Source organism: Dactylosporangium sp. NPDC006015 (assembly GCF_040614215.1).
Classification (GTDB): Bacteria; Actinomycetota; Actinomycetes; order Mycobacteriales; family Micromonosporaceae; genus Dactylosporangium; species Dactylosporangium maewongense.
The window spans coordinates 93,987-110,114 of the sequence record NZ_JBEXUD010000025.1 but is presented as its reverse complement, the minus strand read 5'-3'; the positions used below and the strand labels follow the sequence as shown (position 1 = coordinate 110,114).

Sequence of the window (16,128 nt, the reverse complement as noted above, 5' to 3'; positions counted from 1 at the left end):
GGCTGTCAGCACACGCTCGTGCCGAATTGTGTGCATCAGATCTTGCCGGCGTCCGGCACGGCGACACGGCCCAGCAGCACGGCGAGACCGGCGGCGGCCATCCACACCGGCACGGCGAAGGCGGTAACCCGCTCGGTACCGCCCATGCCCAGCCCGAAGTACGTGCCGGACAGGTGCAGCGCCGCCGCGGCCAGACCCAACGCGCCGGTCACCACCGCCAACCGGCGCAGCGGAGCGGGCCAGCCACTGCGACCGGCCAGGAGCAGGCCGACGTTGCCGGCGAAGAAGATCAGCACCGCGCCGAGCAGATGCCACTCCAGGTGCACGTCGGCCGGCGCGAACCCGACCAGCACCCAGCCCACGGTCGCTGCGAGCAGCAGGGTTGGCGCGGTACGGGTCCGCCAATACCGCCGCAGCAGCAGCACCCCGGCCGTCAGCAGCAGGCCGGACACCATCAGGGCGGCGTTCATCCAGGCATGCCGCGGCGAGCATACGTACCGTCGGTCGTCGCCCCAGAGCCCGCAGGTCACATTGCCGAGGTCGCTGATGTTGTGGTGGACCCAACTGTATGGCCGGATCCAGGCCGCCTGCACCACCAGGTGCGCGGCGAGGAACACGACGGCGGCGAGCACCCAGCACGCCGCACCGAACTGAGCTGATGCTGATCTCATGTCCGTCAGCCTGCCGCCGGGGCCAGCCGCCAACATCTGCCGAACGGCAGATCTGCCCGGCCGTACCAGGGACCAGCACCGAGCCGCCCAGCCTCTCTATATGCATGTCCGGCGATTCGATACCGACCCAACTGCTGCCCGCAATATCCGCACGCTTGCGCAGTACACGCTCATGCCGCCTTCTGCGCGCTGCGAGGTATTGCCGGGCTGCGATCCACGCGAACGGGTTGGTGCAGGTGTCGACATCGGTCGGTACGGTTGGTTTGGCCGGTGCTGATCAGCTCGGCTGGGTGGGCTGTCGAGCAGAGGAAGCGGTGAGGACTCGCGCCAAGGACCGCGGAGATCCGTTCCCCGACACTCCATGGAATGAGATCGTCACGGGGCTTCGGATGGGTGGTCACCACTACGTCGACGGCAGCGGTAGCGTGGTGCCGGTCGTCGTCGGCGAAGAGTTCGACATTGTGGTCAGCCTTCACCAGCGAGATGGGTATGGCCCGCCTGTCGGTGTGGAGCATTACTACGTTGACGTTCCCGACCAGCCGTTGCGCGCCAGTTAGATCGAGGCCGTGTGCCGCATGACAGAGTTGACCGCGGCCGCCGTTCATGCCGGCCGGTGCGTGCTCGTGCGCTGCCACCGCGGGTACAACCGTTCCGGCCTGGTCGTCGCCCACGCGCTGGTGCTGCTCGGCCACCAGCCCGACGATGTCATCGGCGTGATTCGCCGCCGCCGCTCGCCCAGGGCGTTGAACAACGAAACGTTCGTCGAGTACCTTCGCACCGGCCTCGACGTCGCATACCTCCTGGTCAGCCTCGAACCGTCGACCTGACACCCGGGACGGCCGCCCTCCTCAACCCGTCCGGACATGCCGCTGACCGGTGACGGCGGGACCCGCACCATGCCGGGAACCGCTCTTCGTGTCCGCTCTACCCTCGACCGACTACTCTGCGAGCCATGAGCAACGCGGCCGGGGCAAAGGCGACCCGCGAGGAAGAAATCGCATTCCTGGCCATGGAGCAGGTGCTCGGGGTCGACATCAAGCTCGCGGATGCCGGCGCCGGCAACAAGATGCCCGACGGCTCTTGGGTATACCCTGACGGCCAGGAGCGCCACGGCATTGTCGAGGTCACCTCGCCCCCGGCCGCACGTCTGATGGTGCGGTGGGTGCGTGCGAAAAAGGCAGGACTGCCCCTGACCGAGAGCGGATCGATCCCCTTGCGCTTGAACGAGCTCGCGCAGGTGTGCGATGAGATGCTCGCGGCGGACTGGGCCCGGGAGAACATCGATAAGCTCCTGGCCCAACCGGCCGATGAGCGGCACCTATTCCTCTTTGGGCGGCGTCACGAGGAAGAGCATTACTTCTTCCGGCTGTCCGATCTTGATGACGACGGGACAACTGAGCCCGTCGATGATCTTGTCCTCCCACAGGGCATCTCGGACGTGTGGTTCCGGGGCAGGGCACGGCTGGACCGTGACCAACCACGTGACCAACCAGTGGGCACGATGGAACTCTGGTTGGCACGGTTTCATGCGGAGTCGGGTTGGCATCGTTACGTGGTCCGGATCGAGGACCGGCACCTGCCGACCCCCAATCGGCATATCACCGATGACCGAGTTCCCGCTGGATGGCGACAGCCCAAAGATCGATCTACCAGGCCAGCCGATGGCTGAGGCCGACTGGGTAGACATTCACGTATCGAGTGCAGGGCCTGCTCGTACTGCGGGTGTGCCACGGGTCTGACCCGCGAGCGGCCGACCGCTGGACGCCGAACCCGTCCTCATCTGCCACCGTTGGTGCGCGGCGGCAGGCCCGTGCACGTCACAGCGGGTGACCAGTGCGGCGAGTCCAAAACTTCCTGTCCTGCCGATGTCAGTGTGTTTGAGCCGGCGGCGATGTTGCGGGACGACGGGTTGGTCCTATGCGTTTCACCGTGAGCATCAACGGCAGGTTGTAACCGCGGACCCGGGTGCGTTCGTCTAGTTGGTGTGAGCGACGACGAGGCGGAGTTCCGGGACTTCGTCAGGGTGCAGATGGAGCCGCTGCGCGGGCTGGCGTACCTGGCGTGCGGCGACTGGCAGACCGGCGAGGACGCGGTTCTCACCGTTCTCGCCCGGCTCTACGTGCGGTGGCGGCACATCGACAACCCGCTCGCCTATGCCCGTACCGCCGTGGTACGCGCGGCGATCGACGAGACCCGGCGGCCGTGGTGGCGGCGGGAGGAGTCGGTCGGCCACGCCATGCCCGATCCGCCCGGCCCCGACGACGGCACCAGCGTCGTCGACGAGCGGCTTCGGATCCGGGCGGCGCTGCTGAAGCTGCCGCCGCGGCATCGGGCGGTGCTGGTGCTGCGGTATCTGGAGGGCCTGAGCGTTCAGCAGAGCGCCGAGGTGCTGGCATGCCCTGAGGGAACGGTCAAGGGGTACACGTCACGCGGGCTCGACGGGCTCCGCCAGATCCTGGGCGTCGAGCTCGTGGCCGATGAGGATGCGGAGGTACATCATGAGATCCGACCTGTCTGAGCTCCTCCGGGACGCCAAGGCGACCATGCCGCCGGCTCCGTACGACGTCGAGGACGCCGTCGCCGCGGGCCGCCGGCTGCAGGGACGGCGGCGCGCGGCCTTGGCCGGCGCGGCCGCAGCCACGGCGGTGATGACCGTGGCGGTGGCCGTCGCCGTGACACAGCTGGACGCCCGGCCACGGGCGCACGTCGTACCGCTGGACAAGGCGCCGTCCGTCGCGCCCTGCACCACCGTCGACCCGCTGCAGAAGGTCCAGCAGATCATCACCCAGAAGACCGAGATGACGCGCAGCGCGTCGCCGTACTACCAGAATCCGGCGAACGGTACCGATTGGGCGCTCGCCTCCGAGCCGGTCGACCTGACCGGCCCCGGCGTCTACGTGTTCCGGTTCGTCGGCATCCCGGCGGACTTCGACTTTCGGACCAAGCCGGGCGGCTTCGGCATGATCCCGCCGGACGACTTCCACGGCCAACTCAGGCCCGCAAGCGATGGGGGAGTCGTGACCGACCCGGACGGGAACCGGGTCTTCGAGCTGCCGCTGCGGCTTGAAGATCGCCCAGGGTGGACGACGACCTGCACCGGCCTGATCATGTTCATCGGCTGAGCCGCACCGGCGTACACGAGGCCGCGACGGTCGGTCGTGCAGAGGTCGCCGTGCTGGAAACGGTCGGGCCAACTTCCGCTCGTAGTCCTCCTCAGGGAAGTCGCTCGCCTCAACATCACGTGCATTACTTTGCCGCCGATCGGGCGCTGCGGCGCGCTGGCCATCGTCCCGGTCTGTACACGGCCTGACAGACCGGGGACCTGCCGGTCGTGCGCACGACCATGCCGATGAGCGAGCACGTGATCTTGGGATGTTGGGCTGTCCGTCAGGGGTCTGTGGCGACGTGGACGGGCGAGCGCTGCCTCCTCGACGGCGCGCTGCCCGCGAGGGACGTCACCTGTCGGTGAACGGCACACCGCCCGGCACCCTGTGTGGGGTGCCGAGCGGTGCTGTCGTGTCACGCTGAGACGTCGAGCCAGGGGGCCCAGCCGTTGTTGTACTCGGCGAAGTTGACGTGGTTGTCGCCGCTGCGGGTGTAGACCTGCGTCGTGCGGTTGGACGCGTTGTAGATCGCCGAGGGTGCTGATGCGGCGGCGCCGCCGATGTTGTTCCAGCCGGACCAGCCCTTGTAGTAGTACACGTACTGGGTCTGGCCGCCGGTGGTCGCTGCGTAGGCTTCGGTGGTGCCGAACTTCGGGTTGTAGATGACTCCGGGGTCGCTGGCGAGGCTGCCGCCCAGGCCGATCCAGTTCGCCCACCCGTTGTAGTAGTACCGGTAGGCGAGGGTGTTGGTCGACGTGCGGGTGTACACCTCGGTGGTGCCGTAGGTCGGGTTGTAGATGACGCCCGGGTTGCCGGCGAGGGTGCCGCCCAGGTCGAGCCAGTCGGACCAGCCCGCTGAGTAGTACCGGTACTGCAGCTTGTTGTCCGTGGTGCGGACGTAGGCTTCGGTGGTGCCGAACTTCGGGTTGTAGAGCAGTGCCGGGTCGCTGGCGACGTTGCCGCCCAGGCTGAACCACTGCGACCAGCCGTTGGAGTAGTAACGGTAGTTCAGGGTGCCGTCTGCGAACCGGGCGTACACCTCAGTCGTCCCGAAGCGCGGGTTGTACAGGATGGCCGGGCTGCCGGCCAGGTCACCGCCGAGGTCGATCCAGCCGGACCAGCCGTTCTGGTAGTAGCGGTACGCGAGGGTGTTGCTCGACGTGCGGGCATAGACCTCGGTCGTGTCGAAGCGGGGGTTGTACAGCGGAGCCGGGTCGCCCTGCGCGTTGCCGTCCAGGTCGGCCCACTCCGACCAGTTCGCGCCGGCCCTGTACGCGTACACGATCTTGTTGTCCGTGGTGCGGCCGTAGACCTCGGTCGTGCCGAAGCGCTGGTTGTTGATGCCGGCCGGCTTCGACGCGATCTTCGGCGGGGTGTTCTGACGGACGTACAGCAGGCGGTTCGCGGTGCTGTTCACGGCGTGTGGCGGGTACATCACGCCCATGTTCAGCGCGCCTGACGTGGCGCCCTGAACGATCGCGCGGCTGACCTGTGCGGGCGTGTAGGCCGGGTTCGCCTGCAGGATCAGCGCGGCCGCACCGGCCACGTGCGCGGCGGCTGTCGACGTGCCGTGCAGGTCCCTGGTGCCGGAGCTCGAGTCGTTCCAGGCAGATCTGACGTAACCGCCCGGTGCATAGAGGTCCACGCACGGTCCGTAGTTCGACCAGCTGACGGGGACGTCGTCGTTGCCGTACCGAAACGACGCCCCGACCGTCAGCGCCTCGGGGAGCCGGGCCGGCGACTGGCTGCAGGCGTCGATCGGGTTGACGGTCTCGTCGCCGTTGCCGGCGGCGATGGCATAGGTCAGGCCTGACGCGATCGACGTGCGGATCGCCTCGTCCTCCGCCGGGTCGACGCCGCTGCCGCCGAAACTCACGTTGACCACGGCCGGCTTCGCAGCGTTGGCCGTCACCCACTCGACGCCGGCGAGGGCCTCGGAGGTCCAGCCGTAGCCGTAGCAGTCCAGCACCCGGACGGCGACGATCTTGACTTCCTTGGCCACGCCGTACCTGGTGCCGCCGAGCGTGCCGGCTACGTGCGTGCCGTGCCCGTTGCAGTCGGACACGTTGTCGGGCAGATTGTGCTCGGGCGTGTTGTACGGGGTGTCCGGGATCGGGTTCGCCACCCGGTCGACGAAGTTGCGGCCCCACGACGCCCGGCCACCGAATTCGGTGTGCTCCTTGTACAACCCGGTGTCGAGGACGTACGCCGTCACCGACGACGCCGTGTTCGGATACGTGTACGCGGAGTCCAGCGCTGACTGGCGCTGGTCGATCCGGTCCAGGTTCAAGACCGGGGACTGCTGAGTGTCCGACTTGTGCTGTAACGCATCGCGCGACACGGACGCCACCGACGGGTCGGCCGCCAGGCGTGCGACTTGGTCCTCGGAGAGCCCGCCGACCGCGAAGCCCTTCAGCGTGACACTGTACTCGTTGGTGATCTTGCCGCCGTGCCGGGTCGTCAGCGCCCGGGCCGCGGTGGCGACGTTGGCCTTCGCCTGCGCCGTGTTGAGACCGCCGAAGGCGGTGTTCTTCAGCTGGACGATGTAGCTGCCCGGCAGGCTCTGCTCCTGGTTGCCCAGCACCTCACCCGCGGCCGGCTTCACCGCTTCCGCCGACGCTGGCGCGCCCGAGACGAGCACGACACCCGCGGCGGCGAGCGTCGAGACGCCCACCATGGCCCAGCGCCGCGGCCCACGCGCGAGCCGGCTGTGGACAGCACTCTGCGTGCCCTCTGTGTTGATGGTGGTTCCTCCCCATGAGGGATCACCCGGCGGGCATCGACCGCTCACGCCACGGGTGATCAGAATAAGGAGAGACTAGGCGCGCGGACCCATCCCGGGCGATATCGTCTCTGTGATCACGCCGTGACGGAAAGAAGGTCTCAGGCGGGTCGGCGCAGCCTCTCGCGCACGTCCTGCGGGTGCTCGGCGCCAGCCAGGGTGCTATCGACGGTGAGTGACTTAAACGAGCCGGGCTTCCGACCATGCCGATGTCAGTGCGTCCTGCCGTCATCGTCTGCGATGCCCAGCCACGGGTCCGCCTGCAGGGCGGCGAGGGTCTCCAGCTGGTATTCGGTGGCAGTCGTCATGAGGGCGTCGAGGGTCGGGAAGTCCTCCACGCCCCCTTGGGTGAGCCAGCACACCTGGGGCGCCGATGTGATGTCGAGCAGGACGACGCTCAGGCTCGACTCGGCCGCACCGATGACGACGTATCGATCGCGGGAGAACCCGAACTGCCAGCCGCTGCCCTCGTCGTACGCCTCGACGATCACCCATGCTCGTTCGGTCGCCGGCCCGTCGAGCAGCTCGGCGATCGGGAACATGTCCGTCTGCCCGTCGAGCCCGACCCATCCATCGCAGTAAGTCAGAAACTCCACGTACGACGGGGGCAGGTCGACGCGCTGCCTGAGCGCAGCCAGTTCCGTAGGATCCGCGCCCGGGTTGGGACCGCCGTGCCGAAAGATCCCATGGACGTCGGCCAGTTCCACGTCACGGCCGACGGCTGCCGCCCGGTCCATCACGTCCCGAACCGTGAACTCCACGCTGCCCTCGCCGTCGGTCGCCGCCAGCCGCGCCAGGGCGGCGTGTCGGATCGATGATTCACCGTTGTGGCGTACCAGGCGAGCGCCATCCGCACATGCCGCGAGGCGCTCGTCGCCCAACCTGCGACATGCCCCGGCGGCTGGCGCTCCGGTCGGTTCATGGAGCCCGAAGCTGTCAGCGTGAGGCGTCGTGGTGGATGCCTGCTCTATGCCGGAGCGCGAGTACGTCCGCCGCATGGGGCAACTTGATGGGCGGATCGGCTGCACGCATCGCAAGGAGGCCCGGTATGTTGCCGCGACGGATGGCGTCGTCGATCATCGTCTGCGTGCTGGCCGGCAGCCGCTCCCAGGTCACGGCGGCGGCACAGAAGCTGCACACCGTGTTGACGCGGTCAGGAAGACTTGTCCGGCAACGTACGCCGCAGCCGGGACAGCGCCAGTCCAACATGGTCCTTAGTCTCGAGGCCTTCTCCGAGAACGCCAACCGGATAACAGAGGCCGCCCCGACCGCTTGATCACGTTTCCGGATCTGCCGCCGACCGAGCGCGTAGGCCCATCACTCGGTGTGACGGGCGTCCTGCGCCATCCGGTGCGCAGACATGCCGATGAGCGTGCGTCTCGTACGACATAATGCGGCACATGGATCTTGCTGGATTCTGGGCGCTCATCGAGCGCTCGGCGCAGGAAACCACCGGTCCGATCGAGCGAGGCGACTCGCTCGCAGAGGCACTGACCGGGCTCGCGGATGAAGAATTGATCGACTTCCAGGATCACCTCGACGCCCAGACAGATCGGGTGAGCACCTGGTTGATGTGGCACGCGGCCAGCCTGATCCAGGACGGGTGCAGCGATGATGGTTTCAGCGGATTCCGCGCGTGGCTGGTCGGACTTGGTCCCGTCGTGTTCGACCGGGTTGCTGACGACCCTGACCGGCTCGCTGACCAGCCAGAGGTACAGCGCCTGGCCGGCCGGCACTCGCGCACCTGGGCGGAAGAGGAATGGCCCTATTGGGAGGAACTGGAGTTCGTTGCCGTCCATGAGTACGAGCGCCGTTACGGTGACTGCGCGAGTATCTACCACGCGCAGACGTCCCGGCTGACCACCGCCGAGCCAATGCCGCAGCCCGTCGAGGAAGAACGCTGGGATCACCACGACCCGGCAGAGTCCCGTCAGCGGCTGCCGCGACTCGCCGCGATGTTTCCACAGGCCGGTCCATCCCAGGCCACGCCCGAGGCCGCGCAAGCCTCCCTCATGCAAGCGAAGGAGGGCCTCGAACGACAGCTCGCAGAGTCCGGCCGAACGTTGGCCGAGTTCTTCCGCGGGATACCGCCCAGGACTCCGTGACGAGCGAGCACTCATGCCGCTGACGGAGCCCGCCTCGGCCCTCAATGCTCAGGGATCTTTGACGGCTTGGTCGGGCCGATCATTGTGGCAGGACGGAGCGCCGCTGATTGGTAGCGTGCCCAAGGGCGCGCCGCAGGCCCGGGCCAGCTGGGTGCTGGTCAATCTCGGTGTTTGCGCTCTGGGTGGTGTGGGTCGTCAGCGCCTGTTGCGGCGGACCAAGAAGACGACAACGCCGACAACGACTGCGATGCAGCACAGGGTGCTGGTCAGGCGGCCGAGCGAGTATGCGATATCTTCCGCTGCGTCTCTGGACCCTTGTGCCCCGGAGCCGCCGGCCTAGGCCGGAGCGCCAGCGGCGGTCGAGGTGACAACACCGGTGACGGCGGCGCAGATGCGCATGGACAGGACTCGCAGGCTCACGATTCGGCAGCGTAGATCATCATCACCGTTACCACAATCAATCGGCCAGGCCAGACGTCCGGACCTGACACGATGCGCTCGCCTGTGCGTCGCAGGCTGGTGAGTCAGAGGCGACCATTGACCGTCCCCGGCAGGTCGAGTGCGGCGAGTCGGTTGAGGATGCCGATGACGTGGGCCAGGTCATGCCACACGGCTATCGGCTCGTCGTGCGTTGTCTTCAGGATGTCTCGCATGGATTGGACATCGTCGGTCAACGTGCCCACTGTGGGCTCGGGACAGCCGGTGATATCGAAGCGGAACGCGTCCGCCGGACCGATGGTCCAGTAGTAGTCCGCCTTCAAGTCGACAGTCGGCCCGTGCTGCCGTTCGACCGCGTCGAGTAGCTGCGTCAGGGCCTTCCGGAGGTCTGCCAAGGACACCTGGGTTCCGTTGGTCATGAACGAAGTTTGCCCTATCTCGAGCGAGTCCCTTCGGCCGCACGCTCATGCCGCGGACAACGCTCGCTGCCCCGAGGCCGATACTCTCGTCGGGTGGTGGATGATCCGTCCAAGTTCAGCGACGTCACCTGTTCTCTGTGCGGCCGCCACAACCGGCATGTCCGGGTTGTAGCCACCGAGGCCGGGCCGATCATCTGCCAGGTGTGCGTCGCGAAGTGCGCCGAGATCTTCGACCAGGAGGTCGGGCTGACACCACCGCACGGCGGCTGGTCTCAGCGCTGGCCGTTGAAGAGCTAGCAATCCGATGTCGAACCATCCGCTCATGGCCCGTTGAGCGCCGCGACGGAGTGCCCCGATCAGGTGCCTAACGCATTGGTCACGCCCTGTCGGCGACTGAGTGATTCGCTCTACGCCGCGGCGTGCTCACGCCGGTCAGGCGGATGAGTCGAGGTGCCGGGTGCCATCGACTCGTCGATAGAAGTCGCGGGTGAGCCGATGGTCGCCAGCTCTGGCGTCCATCGCTGAGAACGTTGCATTGCACGTGGCCCGGCGGTTTCCCACCGGGCCACGTGGCTATCTGCCCGCGGTGTTGCTGGCCCAGATCGCGGCGCCGGCGGCCGTGTACACGACCAGGTTGCCGTCGCCCTGGAAGGCGAACATGGTGCCGCCCCTGCCGTTGGTGCCGGTGGCCCACAGGGGGCGGCCGGCCTGGTAGATGACGAAGTTGCCGTCGCCCTGCATGGTCGCGGTGGCGCCCGGGTACCCCGCCGTGTTCGAGGCCCAGAGCGGCTGGCCGAACCGGTTGTACTCGACCAGGTTGCCGTCGCTCTGCATGAGCAGCGTGTAGTAGCCGTTCTGCGCGTAGTACTGCGTGCCGGGCTGGAGCGTCATACCCGCGGTGAAGACGTTGGTGGTGGTCCAGATCTGGGTGCCGGCGGCGTTGGTGACGGTGAGGGTGCCGTTGGGGCTGAAGCGCAGCTGGTTGCCCGTGCTGCTGGTGCCGGTCGTCCAGCTCGGGTTGACCGCGTTCAGGTACGGCCAGATGACGAAGTTGCCGCCGGTCTGCAGCTGCGCCAGGGCGCCGGGCCAGCCGTTCGTGCCGGACGACCAGACCACGCCGCCGTCGCGGTTGTAGATGGCCAGGTTGCCGTCGGTCTGCATGATCAGGGCGAAGTTGTCGGTGGTGTACGCCGCGCCGGAGATGAAGACCTCGCCTGCGCCGAACGCGAAGCCGTTCGCGTTGTACTTGCCGAAGTTCGCGTTCGTGGTGGTGATGACGGCCGCGCCGTCGCCGGTGCGGACGCCGTCGCGGTAGCTGACGTTCGTGACGGTCGGGGAGGCCCAGCTCGTGCCGCCGCCACCGCCGCCAGTACCGCTCACGCCGTAGCTGGAATGGTTCATGCTGGAGCCGCCGGCGCCGCCGCCGATGTAGCCGCCCCCGCCGCCGCCCCCGTTGCCCCAGCCGCCTGAGCCGCCCTCGCCACCCTGGCCGAGGCCGACGTCGCGGCCGGCCGGGGCGGTGCTGCAGTTCGCCGCGCACGTGCCGCCGCCCCCGCCGGCGGACCCGCCGTAGCCGCCGCCACCGCCCGGCACCAGGGTCTGGCACCTGCCGGCCGGGCCGCACTGGGTGAGGTTGCCGCCCGACTGCCCGTTCGTGGTGGCAAGGCCGCCATTGCCGCCGTTGGCGCCGTACGGGAAGAGGGACCACTCATTGCTTCCGGTTCTGGCGGTGAAGATCAATCCGTGGTTGCCCGCGCCACCGCCGCCGCCGGCCACGAGCAGCGGCTGCGTCAGCGGAGCGCCCGCGGCGAACAGGACCGTGGCGCCGCCGCCGCTGCCGGTGGTCGGCCCCACCGAGCTCGCGCCGCCGGCGAAGGGCTGCGGCCCGTCCTCCATGTGGACGCCGGCCGAGCCGGCCTCGTGCACGACCCGCTGGTAGGCGACGAATGGGCCGCTGCTGCCGTCCTGGCCGCCGACGTTGATCTGAAACGTGTCGCCGGATGTGGGCAGGGTGCCGCGGACCGCACCGCCGGAGCCGGGCACCCCACCGTCGGGGTTGCCGCCCTGCGCGCCGTACAGGTCGAAGGTGACCGTACGGGCGCCAGGCGGCGCGGTGTACGTGTGGGTGCCCTTGCCCAGGGTGCACTGCGTGATCCAGCCCCGGGCGAGCGAGACCGGCTGCCCGCCCGCGTTGGTGCAGGCCTGAAACTCCGCCGAGGCGGCCTGCGCCGCGCCGGCACCCACGACGACCAGGCCGGCCGTTCCGAGCATCACCACGGCTGCGCGAGCCATCGCGCGCCGCCAACGACCCTGAGCACGATTGCCGTTCATGTCGGTCTCCCTCGTCCGTTTCACTGGCATCCGGGGGGGAGGACGGAGCCGGGCACGGTCCTGATACGAACGGCGGCAGGCAAGTTTTCAGCAGCCGGCCCGGCGATCGTCACGCTGTGTTGCGGTGAGTCAGGGGCGCAGACGATGCGTGGTCATCGACGAAGCCGGCGCCGTAAGCGGCGCACCGTCGTCGAAGGTGCGGGCGAGATCGGCGAGTCGGTCGACTGCGGCGTCGAGGGCGGTGTCGGTGGTCGTGACGGCGATCCGGATGTGGGAGTTCCAGCGGTCGGTCGGGGTCAGGGTGCGCCCGGCGGTGATGCCGACCTGGACTCTGGCGGCGGCTTGCACGATGGGGTCGGCGTCGTCGAGGTGGGTGCGGACCCAGAGGAACGGTCCGCTGTCGCCGCTCGCGTCGTGCCAGAGGGGGAGGTCTTGTCGGAGCCGGCGCCGCAGGTGGGTGCGTTGATGTGTGAGCTGCTGGCGCCGGTGTGCGGCGAGCGCGTCGATGTGTGGCAGGCAGTGCAGGACGAGCGCCTGGTCGAGGGCGGGTGTGGCGAGGTCGAGCGCGGCCTTGCGCGCGCTGAACCGGGCGATTGCCGGCGCCGGTGCGCGGAGCCAGCCGACTCGCAGGGCGGACCACAGCACTTTGCTGAACGTGCCGATGGTGATGATGTCCGCGTGGGGGTCGTGCGTGGCGAGGAAGGGCGGCGGCCGGTCGGCGAGGAACCGCAGGGCCTGGTCGTCGACGAGGGTGGCGCCCCAACGTCCGGCCAGCTCGACGACCCGTCGGCCGGTCGCGTCGTCGAGCTGGCGGCCGGTGGGGTTGTGCACGGCGGACGTGACATGGACGAGATCCACCCGGTGCTCGTTCGCGGCGAGACCGGCGGCCCGCTCGAGGTGATCGACGCTGCACGGCAGCAGTCTGGCGCGGCGCTGGAGGTAGGCGTGCAGCGCGCCGAAGTAGGTGGGGTCCTCGATCATGACGCGGTCGTTGCGTTCGAGATCGGAGGCGATGAGCGCCAGCGCCTGTTGGGAGCCGGTGGTGATCAGCAGCTGTGACGGCTGGGTGGGCAGACCGTGACCGGTGAGGTGGTCGGCGAGTGCGGATCGTAGTTCCGGCAGGCCCGCCGTGTCGTGTCCGCTGCCGATCAGGTCGAGCAGGGTGTCGGCGGAGTGGGCGAGCGTCTCGGCCAGGATCGTGGGCGGGTCGAACCGGCAGACCGTGAGGTCGACGGAGTCGGTCGAATGCCGTGGGTGCGTGCTGCGGATGAACGGGTTGGCCGCCAGGGCCGCGATGGCCGGATCGTGCCGCAAGGTCCGGTCGCCGGTCACGGTCGTGCCGCTCCCACGGACGCTGTGCACCGCTCCGCGCTGGCGCAGCAGGTCGTAGGCACCGGCGACCGTGGTACGGCTGATCCCGAGACGGCGGGCGAGCGCGCGTTCGGACGGAAGGCGGTCGCCTGGTCGCAGCAGCCGGGCCTCGATGAGCGATGTCACGGCGAGCGCGAGGCACTGGTGCAGGGGGCCGCGATGGCTGCGCCAGTCGGCGAGCAGGGGCACGAGATCAGGCACGCTCACCTGGACCACTTTCGCGGCAAATGGCCCTTGAGGCGAGGGCCAATCGGGAGCACCTTGGCCTGCATGCGCGAAATTGTCACCAGCCCGCAGATCGCCCCTCCGGCCGGACCGTATTCGCATGCGGTCATCGGTACTGGCGATCTCGTCTACGTGTCCGGACAGACCGGACAGGACCCTTCCACCGGCGAGATCGTCGGCGGTGGCGTCGCCGCCGAGACCCGCCAGGTGTTCGCCAACCTGCTGCAGGTGCTGCACGCGGCGGGCCTGGACTTCGCCTCGGTCGTGAAGTGCAACGTGTTCCTCGTCGACATGGCCGACTTCGGATCGATGAATGCGGTCTTCGCCGAGGTGATGCCCGGGCCGTATCCGGCCCGCAGCACCGTCGCGGTCGCCGCGCTGCCACTGGGCGCGCGGGTGGAGATCGAATGCGTGGCGGCCCGATGAACACCTGGCAGGCGGACACCGTCGCCGCCCAGCGGCGCCCTGTCGGGGGACTCGTCGGCGTCGACGTCGCGCCGGCGATTCATCCGACCGCCGCGTTCGCCGCTCCGACCGCCGCCGCGTTCGCCGACCTGGCGGTCCGGCGGCGGGCCATCGACTTCTACACCCGTTACGGCAACCCGAACCACGCCGAGACCGCTTCGGTCATCGCCGCGCTCGAGGGCGGCGAAACGGCGCTGCTGTACGCCTCCGGCATGGCCGCGATCACCGCGACGATCGTCGCGTTCGGCACCGGCGCGCGGGTCGTCGCGCAACGCGAGCTGTACGGGGGGACTGCCGGCTTCCTGGACAGCATCGCTCCGCGGCTCGGCATCGGCGTCGACTTCGTCCACCACGACGACCTGGCCGGGTTCGACCAGGCATTGCGCACCCCGGCGACATTGGTGCTGCTCGAGACGCCGACGAACCCGCTGCTGCGCGTCACCGACATCGCGGCGATCGCAACGCTGGCCCGTCGTGCCGGGGCGGTCCTGGCGGTCGACGCCACGCTCGGCTCACCGGTCAACCAGCAATTGCTCGGGCTCGGGGCCGACATCGTGCTCCACAGCGCCACCAAGTACCTCGGCGGCCACGGCGACCTCACCGCCGGCGTCGCGGTCACCTCCAACGACCTCGCCGACCGGCTGTGGAGCGATGCCTACCTGTTCGGCGCCACACTGTCCGCCCACGACGCGTGGATGTTGCAGCGCGGCCTGCGCACCTTGCCGGTACGGATGCGGCAGCACAACCGGTCGGCTTCAGCCGTCGCGGCCCATCTGACCGAGCATCCGGCCGTCGTCCGGGTGCACCACCCCAGCCTCGTCGACCACCCGCAGGCGGAGCTGATCGCCCGCCAGATGACCGGCCCCGGAGGCGTGCTCAGCTTCGAGGTCCGCGGCGGGCTCGAAGCGGCCGAGCGCGTGGTCTCCCGCCTGCGACTTCCCTCCCGGGCCGCGAGCTTCGGCGGGCCGACCGCCGCGGTGGTCCTCCCGGCCCGGATGTGGTCCGGCATGGGCAGCGCGACCGTGGAGGACCTGGTGCCGGCCGGGCTCATCCGGCTCGCCGTCGGCCTGGAGGACCCGGCCGACTTGAACATGGACCTCGACCAGGCGCTGTCGTGAAACTCGTTCGCTACGGACCACCCGGCGCCGAGCGGGCGGGCGTCCTCGACGCGGCGGGCGCGGTTCGGGACCTGTCCGCGCACATCGCCGACATCGATCCCGATGGCCTCGCCCCGCAGCGGCTCGCGCAACTCGCGCGGCTCGACGTCGACCGGCTTCCAGCGGTTCCGACCCCGACCCGCATCGGACCGTGCCTCGGCCGGGTCGGCAAGATCGTCGGGGTCGGCCTCAACTACCGGTCGCACGCGGACGAGGCCCGCATGCCCCTGCCGGACGAGCCGCTGCTCTTCCTGAAGCCGGCGTCGGCCGTCAGCGGCCCGAACGACCCGGTGCTCCTGCCGCCGCTGAGCACGACCACCGACTACGAGGTCGAGCTGGGCGTCGTCATCGGCCGCACGGCGCGCCAGGCCCGGACGTCTGAGGCGATGGGCCACGTCGCCGGGTACTGCATCGTCAACGACATCACCGAACGCACGTGGCAGCTGCACCGCGGCGGCACCTGGGACAAGGGCAAGGCACACGACACGTTCGCCCCCATCGGGCCCTGGCTCGTCACGACCGACGAGATCCCCGATCCGCACGGCCTCGCCATGCAACTCTGCGTCGACAACGAGACCAGGCAACGTGCCAGTACCGGCGACATGCACCACCGGATCGACCAGCTGATCGCCTACATCAGCCAGTTCATGACGCTGCACCCCGGCGACATCATCACCACCGGCACGCCGGCCGGAACCGCCCTCGGCACCGACACCGACCACTACCTCAAACCAGGCCAGACGATGACCACCACTATCGACGGGCTCGGCACGCAGTACACCCCGATCGCCCAGGCCGCCCGGCCAACCCAGGACGGTCACGCTGCACGTACACGGGACACATAGCGGACGCGCCCGGCCGGGGCCTGCAGGTCATGGCCCGGCTGGTGCGACGCCTGTTCTTTGCCATCCAAGGTGCTCGGGGGCCCAGGTCCGCTGCCTGGGCGGACACGATTGAATGGCACGAATGGATGCTGGAGCCCCTTTTCCGGTAACGATCGGCAGGCGGGCGAGCTGCTGGACCCTGCCGTGCGTGGCATCGAGAATTGGGTGCCTGTCGT

17 protein-coding genes are annotated in these 16,128 nt (G+C 69.0%); 11 read left to right on the top strand and 6 right to left on the bottom strand.

Features of this window, described 5'->3' with window-relative positions; all coding sequences use genetic code 11:
• Positions 1–35: 35 nt before the first annotated feature.
• On the bottom strand, positions 36–671 hold the full coding sequence (locus ABZ321_RS35235) for a DUF998 domain-containing protein (RefSeq protein WP_354899447.1): 636 nt from the start codon (positions 669–671) through the stop codon (positions 36–38).
• Positions 672–907: 236 nt separating this feature from the next.
• Here ABZ321_RS35235 and ABZ321_RS35230 point away from each other — a divergent pair, with 236 nt between their 5' ends.
• The 5 genes from ABZ321_RS35230 to ABZ321_RS35210 all read left to right on the top strand — a co-directional run bounded on the left by ABZ321_RS35230 (position 908) and on the right by ABZ321_RS35210 (position 3,793).
• Positions 908–1,228: a hypothetical protein gene (locus ABZ321_RS35230; protein ID WP_354899444.1), complete on the top strand. Its 321-nt coding sequence runs from the start codon at positions 908–910 to the stop codon at positions 1,226–1,228.
• An 18-nt stretch (positions 1,229–1,246) separates the two neighbouring features.
• Positions 1,247–1,498 carry a hypothetical protein gene (locus ABZ321_RS35225; RefSeq protein WP_354899441.1) on the top strand — a complete coding sequence of 84 codons (252 nt, stop codon included), beginning with the start codon at positions 1,247–1,249 and terminating at the stop codon, positions 1,496–1,498.
• A 125-nt stretch (positions 1,499–1,623) separates the two neighbouring features.
• Positions 1,624–2,340 (top strand): hypothetical protein, encoded by a 717-nt coding sequence (locus tag ABZ321_RS35220; RefSeq protein ID WP_354899438.1) that lies wholly within the window; start codon positions 1,624–1,626, stop codon positions 2,338–2,340.
• A 315-nt stretch (positions 2,341–2,655) separates the two neighbouring features.
• A complete protein-coding gene (locus ABZ321_RS35215; protein ID WP_354899435.1) occupies positions 2,656–3,189 on the top strand; it encodes a SigE family RNA polymerase sigma factor in 534 nt (177 codons plus the stop codon).
• Positions 3,170–3,793 (top strand): hypothetical protein, encoded by a 624-nt coding sequence (locus ABZ321_RS35210; protein ID WP_354899432.1) that lies wholly within the window; start codon positions 3,170–3,172, stop codon positions 3,791–3,793. Before ABZ321_RS35215 ends, ABZ321_RS35210 begins: the two co-directional genes overlap by 20 nt.
• Positions 3,794–4,190: 397 nt before the next feature.
• Here ABZ321_RS35210 and ABZ321_RS35205 read toward each other — a convergent pair whose 3' ends face one another.
• Together ABZ321_RS35205 and ABZ321_RS35200 are read right to left on the bottom strand one after the other, a co-directional pair.
• Positions 4,191–6,452 (bottom strand): S8 family serine peptidase, encoded by a 2,262-nt coding sequence (locus tag ABZ321_RS35205; RefSeq protein WP_354899429.1) that lies wholly within the window; start codon positions 6,450–6,452, stop codon positions 4,191–4,193.
• Between the two features lie 317 nt (positions 6,453–6,769).
• A complete protein-coding gene (locus ABZ321_RS35200) occupies positions 6,770–7,438 on the bottom strand; it encodes an SMI1/KNR4 family protein (RefSeq protein ID WP_354899426.1) in 669 nt (222 codons plus the stop codon).
• A gap of 182 nt (positions 7,439–7,620) precedes the next feature.
• Here ABZ321_RS35200 and ABZ321_RS35195 point away from each other — a divergent pair, with 182 nt between their 5' ends.
• Together ABZ321_RS35195 and ABZ321_RS35190 are read left to right on the top strand one after the other, a co-directional pair.
• Complete coding sequence (locus tag ABZ321_RS35195) at positions 7,621–7,833, top strand: hypothetical protein (RefSeq protein WP_354899423.1); 213 nt, start codon at positions 7,621–7,623, stop codon at positions 7,831–7,833.
• A gap of 124 nt (positions 7,834–7,957) precedes the next feature.
• The gene (locus ABZ321_RS35190; protein ID WP_354899421.1) at positions 7,958–8,662 is read left to right on the top strand and encodes a DUF4240 domain-containing protein; all 705 of its coding nucleotides are present in this window, start codon (positions 7,958–7,960) and stop codon (positions 8,660–8,662) included.
• Between the two features lie 524 nt (positions 8,663–9,186).
• Here the strand turns inward: ABZ321_RS35190 and ABZ321_RS35185 are convergent.
• Entirely contained in the window at positions 9,187–9,519 is a 333-nt protein-coding gene (locus ABZ321_RS35185) for a hypothetical protein (protein WP_344511225.1), read from the bottom strand.
• A 93-nt stretch (positions 9,520–9,612) separates the two neighbouring features.
• On the opposite strand from ABZ321_RS35185, the gene ABZ321_RS35180 reads away from it, so the two are divergent.
• Positions 9,613–9,816 carry a ClpX C4-type zinc finger protein gene (locus ABZ321_RS35180; protein WP_344511227.1) on the top strand — a complete coding sequence of 68 codons (204 nt, stop codon included), beginning with the start codon at positions 9,613–9,615 and terminating at the stop codon, positions 9,814–9,816.
• A gap of 276 nt (positions 9,817–10,092) precedes the next feature.
• Here ABZ321_RS35180 and ABZ321_RS35175 read toward each other — a convergent pair whose 3' ends face one another.
• A complete protein-coding gene (locus ABZ321_RS35175; protein ID WP_354899417.1) occupies positions 10,093–11,811 on the bottom strand; it encodes a hypothetical protein in 1,719 nt (572 codons plus the stop codon).
• A gap of 168 nt (positions 11,812–11,979) precedes the next feature.
• Positions 11,980–13,428, bottom strand: coding sequence for a PLP-dependent aminotransferase family protein (locus ABZ321_RS35170; protein ID WP_354899414.1), 1,449 nt, complete (start codon positions 13,426–13,428; stop codon positions 11,980–11,982).
• Between the two features lie 63 nt (positions 13,429–13,491).
• On the opposite strand from ABZ321_RS35170, the gene ABZ321_RS35165 reads away from it, so the two are divergent.
• From ABZ321_RS35165 to ABZ321_RS35155, 3 genes are read left to right on the top strand one after another with little or no spacing between them, the layout of a single operon-like run.
• Complete coding sequence (locus ABZ321_RS35165; RefSeq protein WP_344511233.1) at positions 13,492–13,872, top strand: Rid family detoxifying hydrolase; 381 nt, start codon at positions 13,492–13,494, stop codon at positions 13,870–13,872.
• Entirely contained in the window at positions 13,869–15,029 is a 1,161-nt protein-coding gene (locus ABZ321_RS35160) for an aminotransferase class I/II-fold pyridoxal phosphate-dependent enzyme (RefSeq protein WP_354899411.1), read from the top strand. The genes ABZ321_RS35165 and ABZ321_RS35160 overlap by 4 nt, the downstream gene beginning before the upstream one ends.
• Positions 15,026–15,913 (top strand): fumarylacetoacetate hydrolase family protein, encoded by an 888-nt coding sequence (locus ABZ321_RS35155; protein WP_354899408.1) that lies wholly within the window; start codon positions 15,026–15,028, stop codon positions 15,911–15,913. Before ABZ321_RS35160 ends, ABZ321_RS35155 begins: the two co-directional genes overlap by 4 nt.
• Positions 15,914–16,128 lie beyond the last annotated feature (215 nt).

Bases quoted from the DNA above. Each gene is read 5' to 3' on its own strand.
- ABZ321_RS35190 (WP_354899421.1), top strand. From the start codon at position 7,958: ATGGATCTTGCTGGATTCTGGGCGCTCATCGAGCGCTCGGCGCAGGAA.
- ABZ321_RS35160 (WP_354899411.1), top strand. From the start codon at position 13,869: ATGAACACCTGGCAGGCGGACACCGTCGCCGCCCAGCGGCGCCCTGTC.
- ABZ321_RS35165 (WP_344511233.1), top strand. From the start codon at position 13,492: ATGCGCGAAATTGTCACCAGCCCGCAGATCGCCCCTCCGGCCGGACCG.
- ABZ321_RS35220 (WP_354899438.1), top strand. From the start codon at position 1,624: ATGAGCAACGCGGCCGGGGCAAAGGCGACCCGCGAGGAAGAAATCGCA.
- ABZ321_RS35185 (WP_344511225.1), bottom strand. From the start codon at position 9,519: ATGACCAACGGAACCCAGGTGTCCTTGGCAGACCTCCGGAAGGCCCTG.
- ABZ321_RS35235 (WP_354899447.1), bottom strand. From the start codon at position 671: ATGAGATCAGCATCAGCTCAGTTCGGTGCGGCGTGCTGGGTGCTCGCC.
- ABZ321_RS35205 (WP_354899429.1), bottom strand. From the start codon at position 6,452: ATGGTGGGCGTCTCGACGCTCGCCGCCGCGGGTGTCGTGCTCGTCTCG.
- ABZ321_RS35175 (WP_354899417.1), bottom strand. From the start codon at position 11,811: ATGGCTCGCGCAGCCGTGGTGATGCTCGGAACGGCCGGCCTGGTCGTC.
- ABZ321_RS35195 (WP_354899423.1), top strand. From the start codon at position 7,621: ATGGCGTCGTCGATCATCGTCTGCGTGCTGGCCGGCAGCCGCTCCCAG.
- ABZ321_RS35210 (WP_354899432.1), top strand. From the start codon at position 3,170: ATGAGATCCGACCTGTCTGAGCTCCTCCGGGACGCCAAGGCGACCATG.
- ABZ321_RS35225 (WP_354899441.1), top strand. From the start codon at position 1,247: ATGACAGAGTTGACCGCGGCCGCCGTTCATGCCGGCCGGTGCGTGCTC.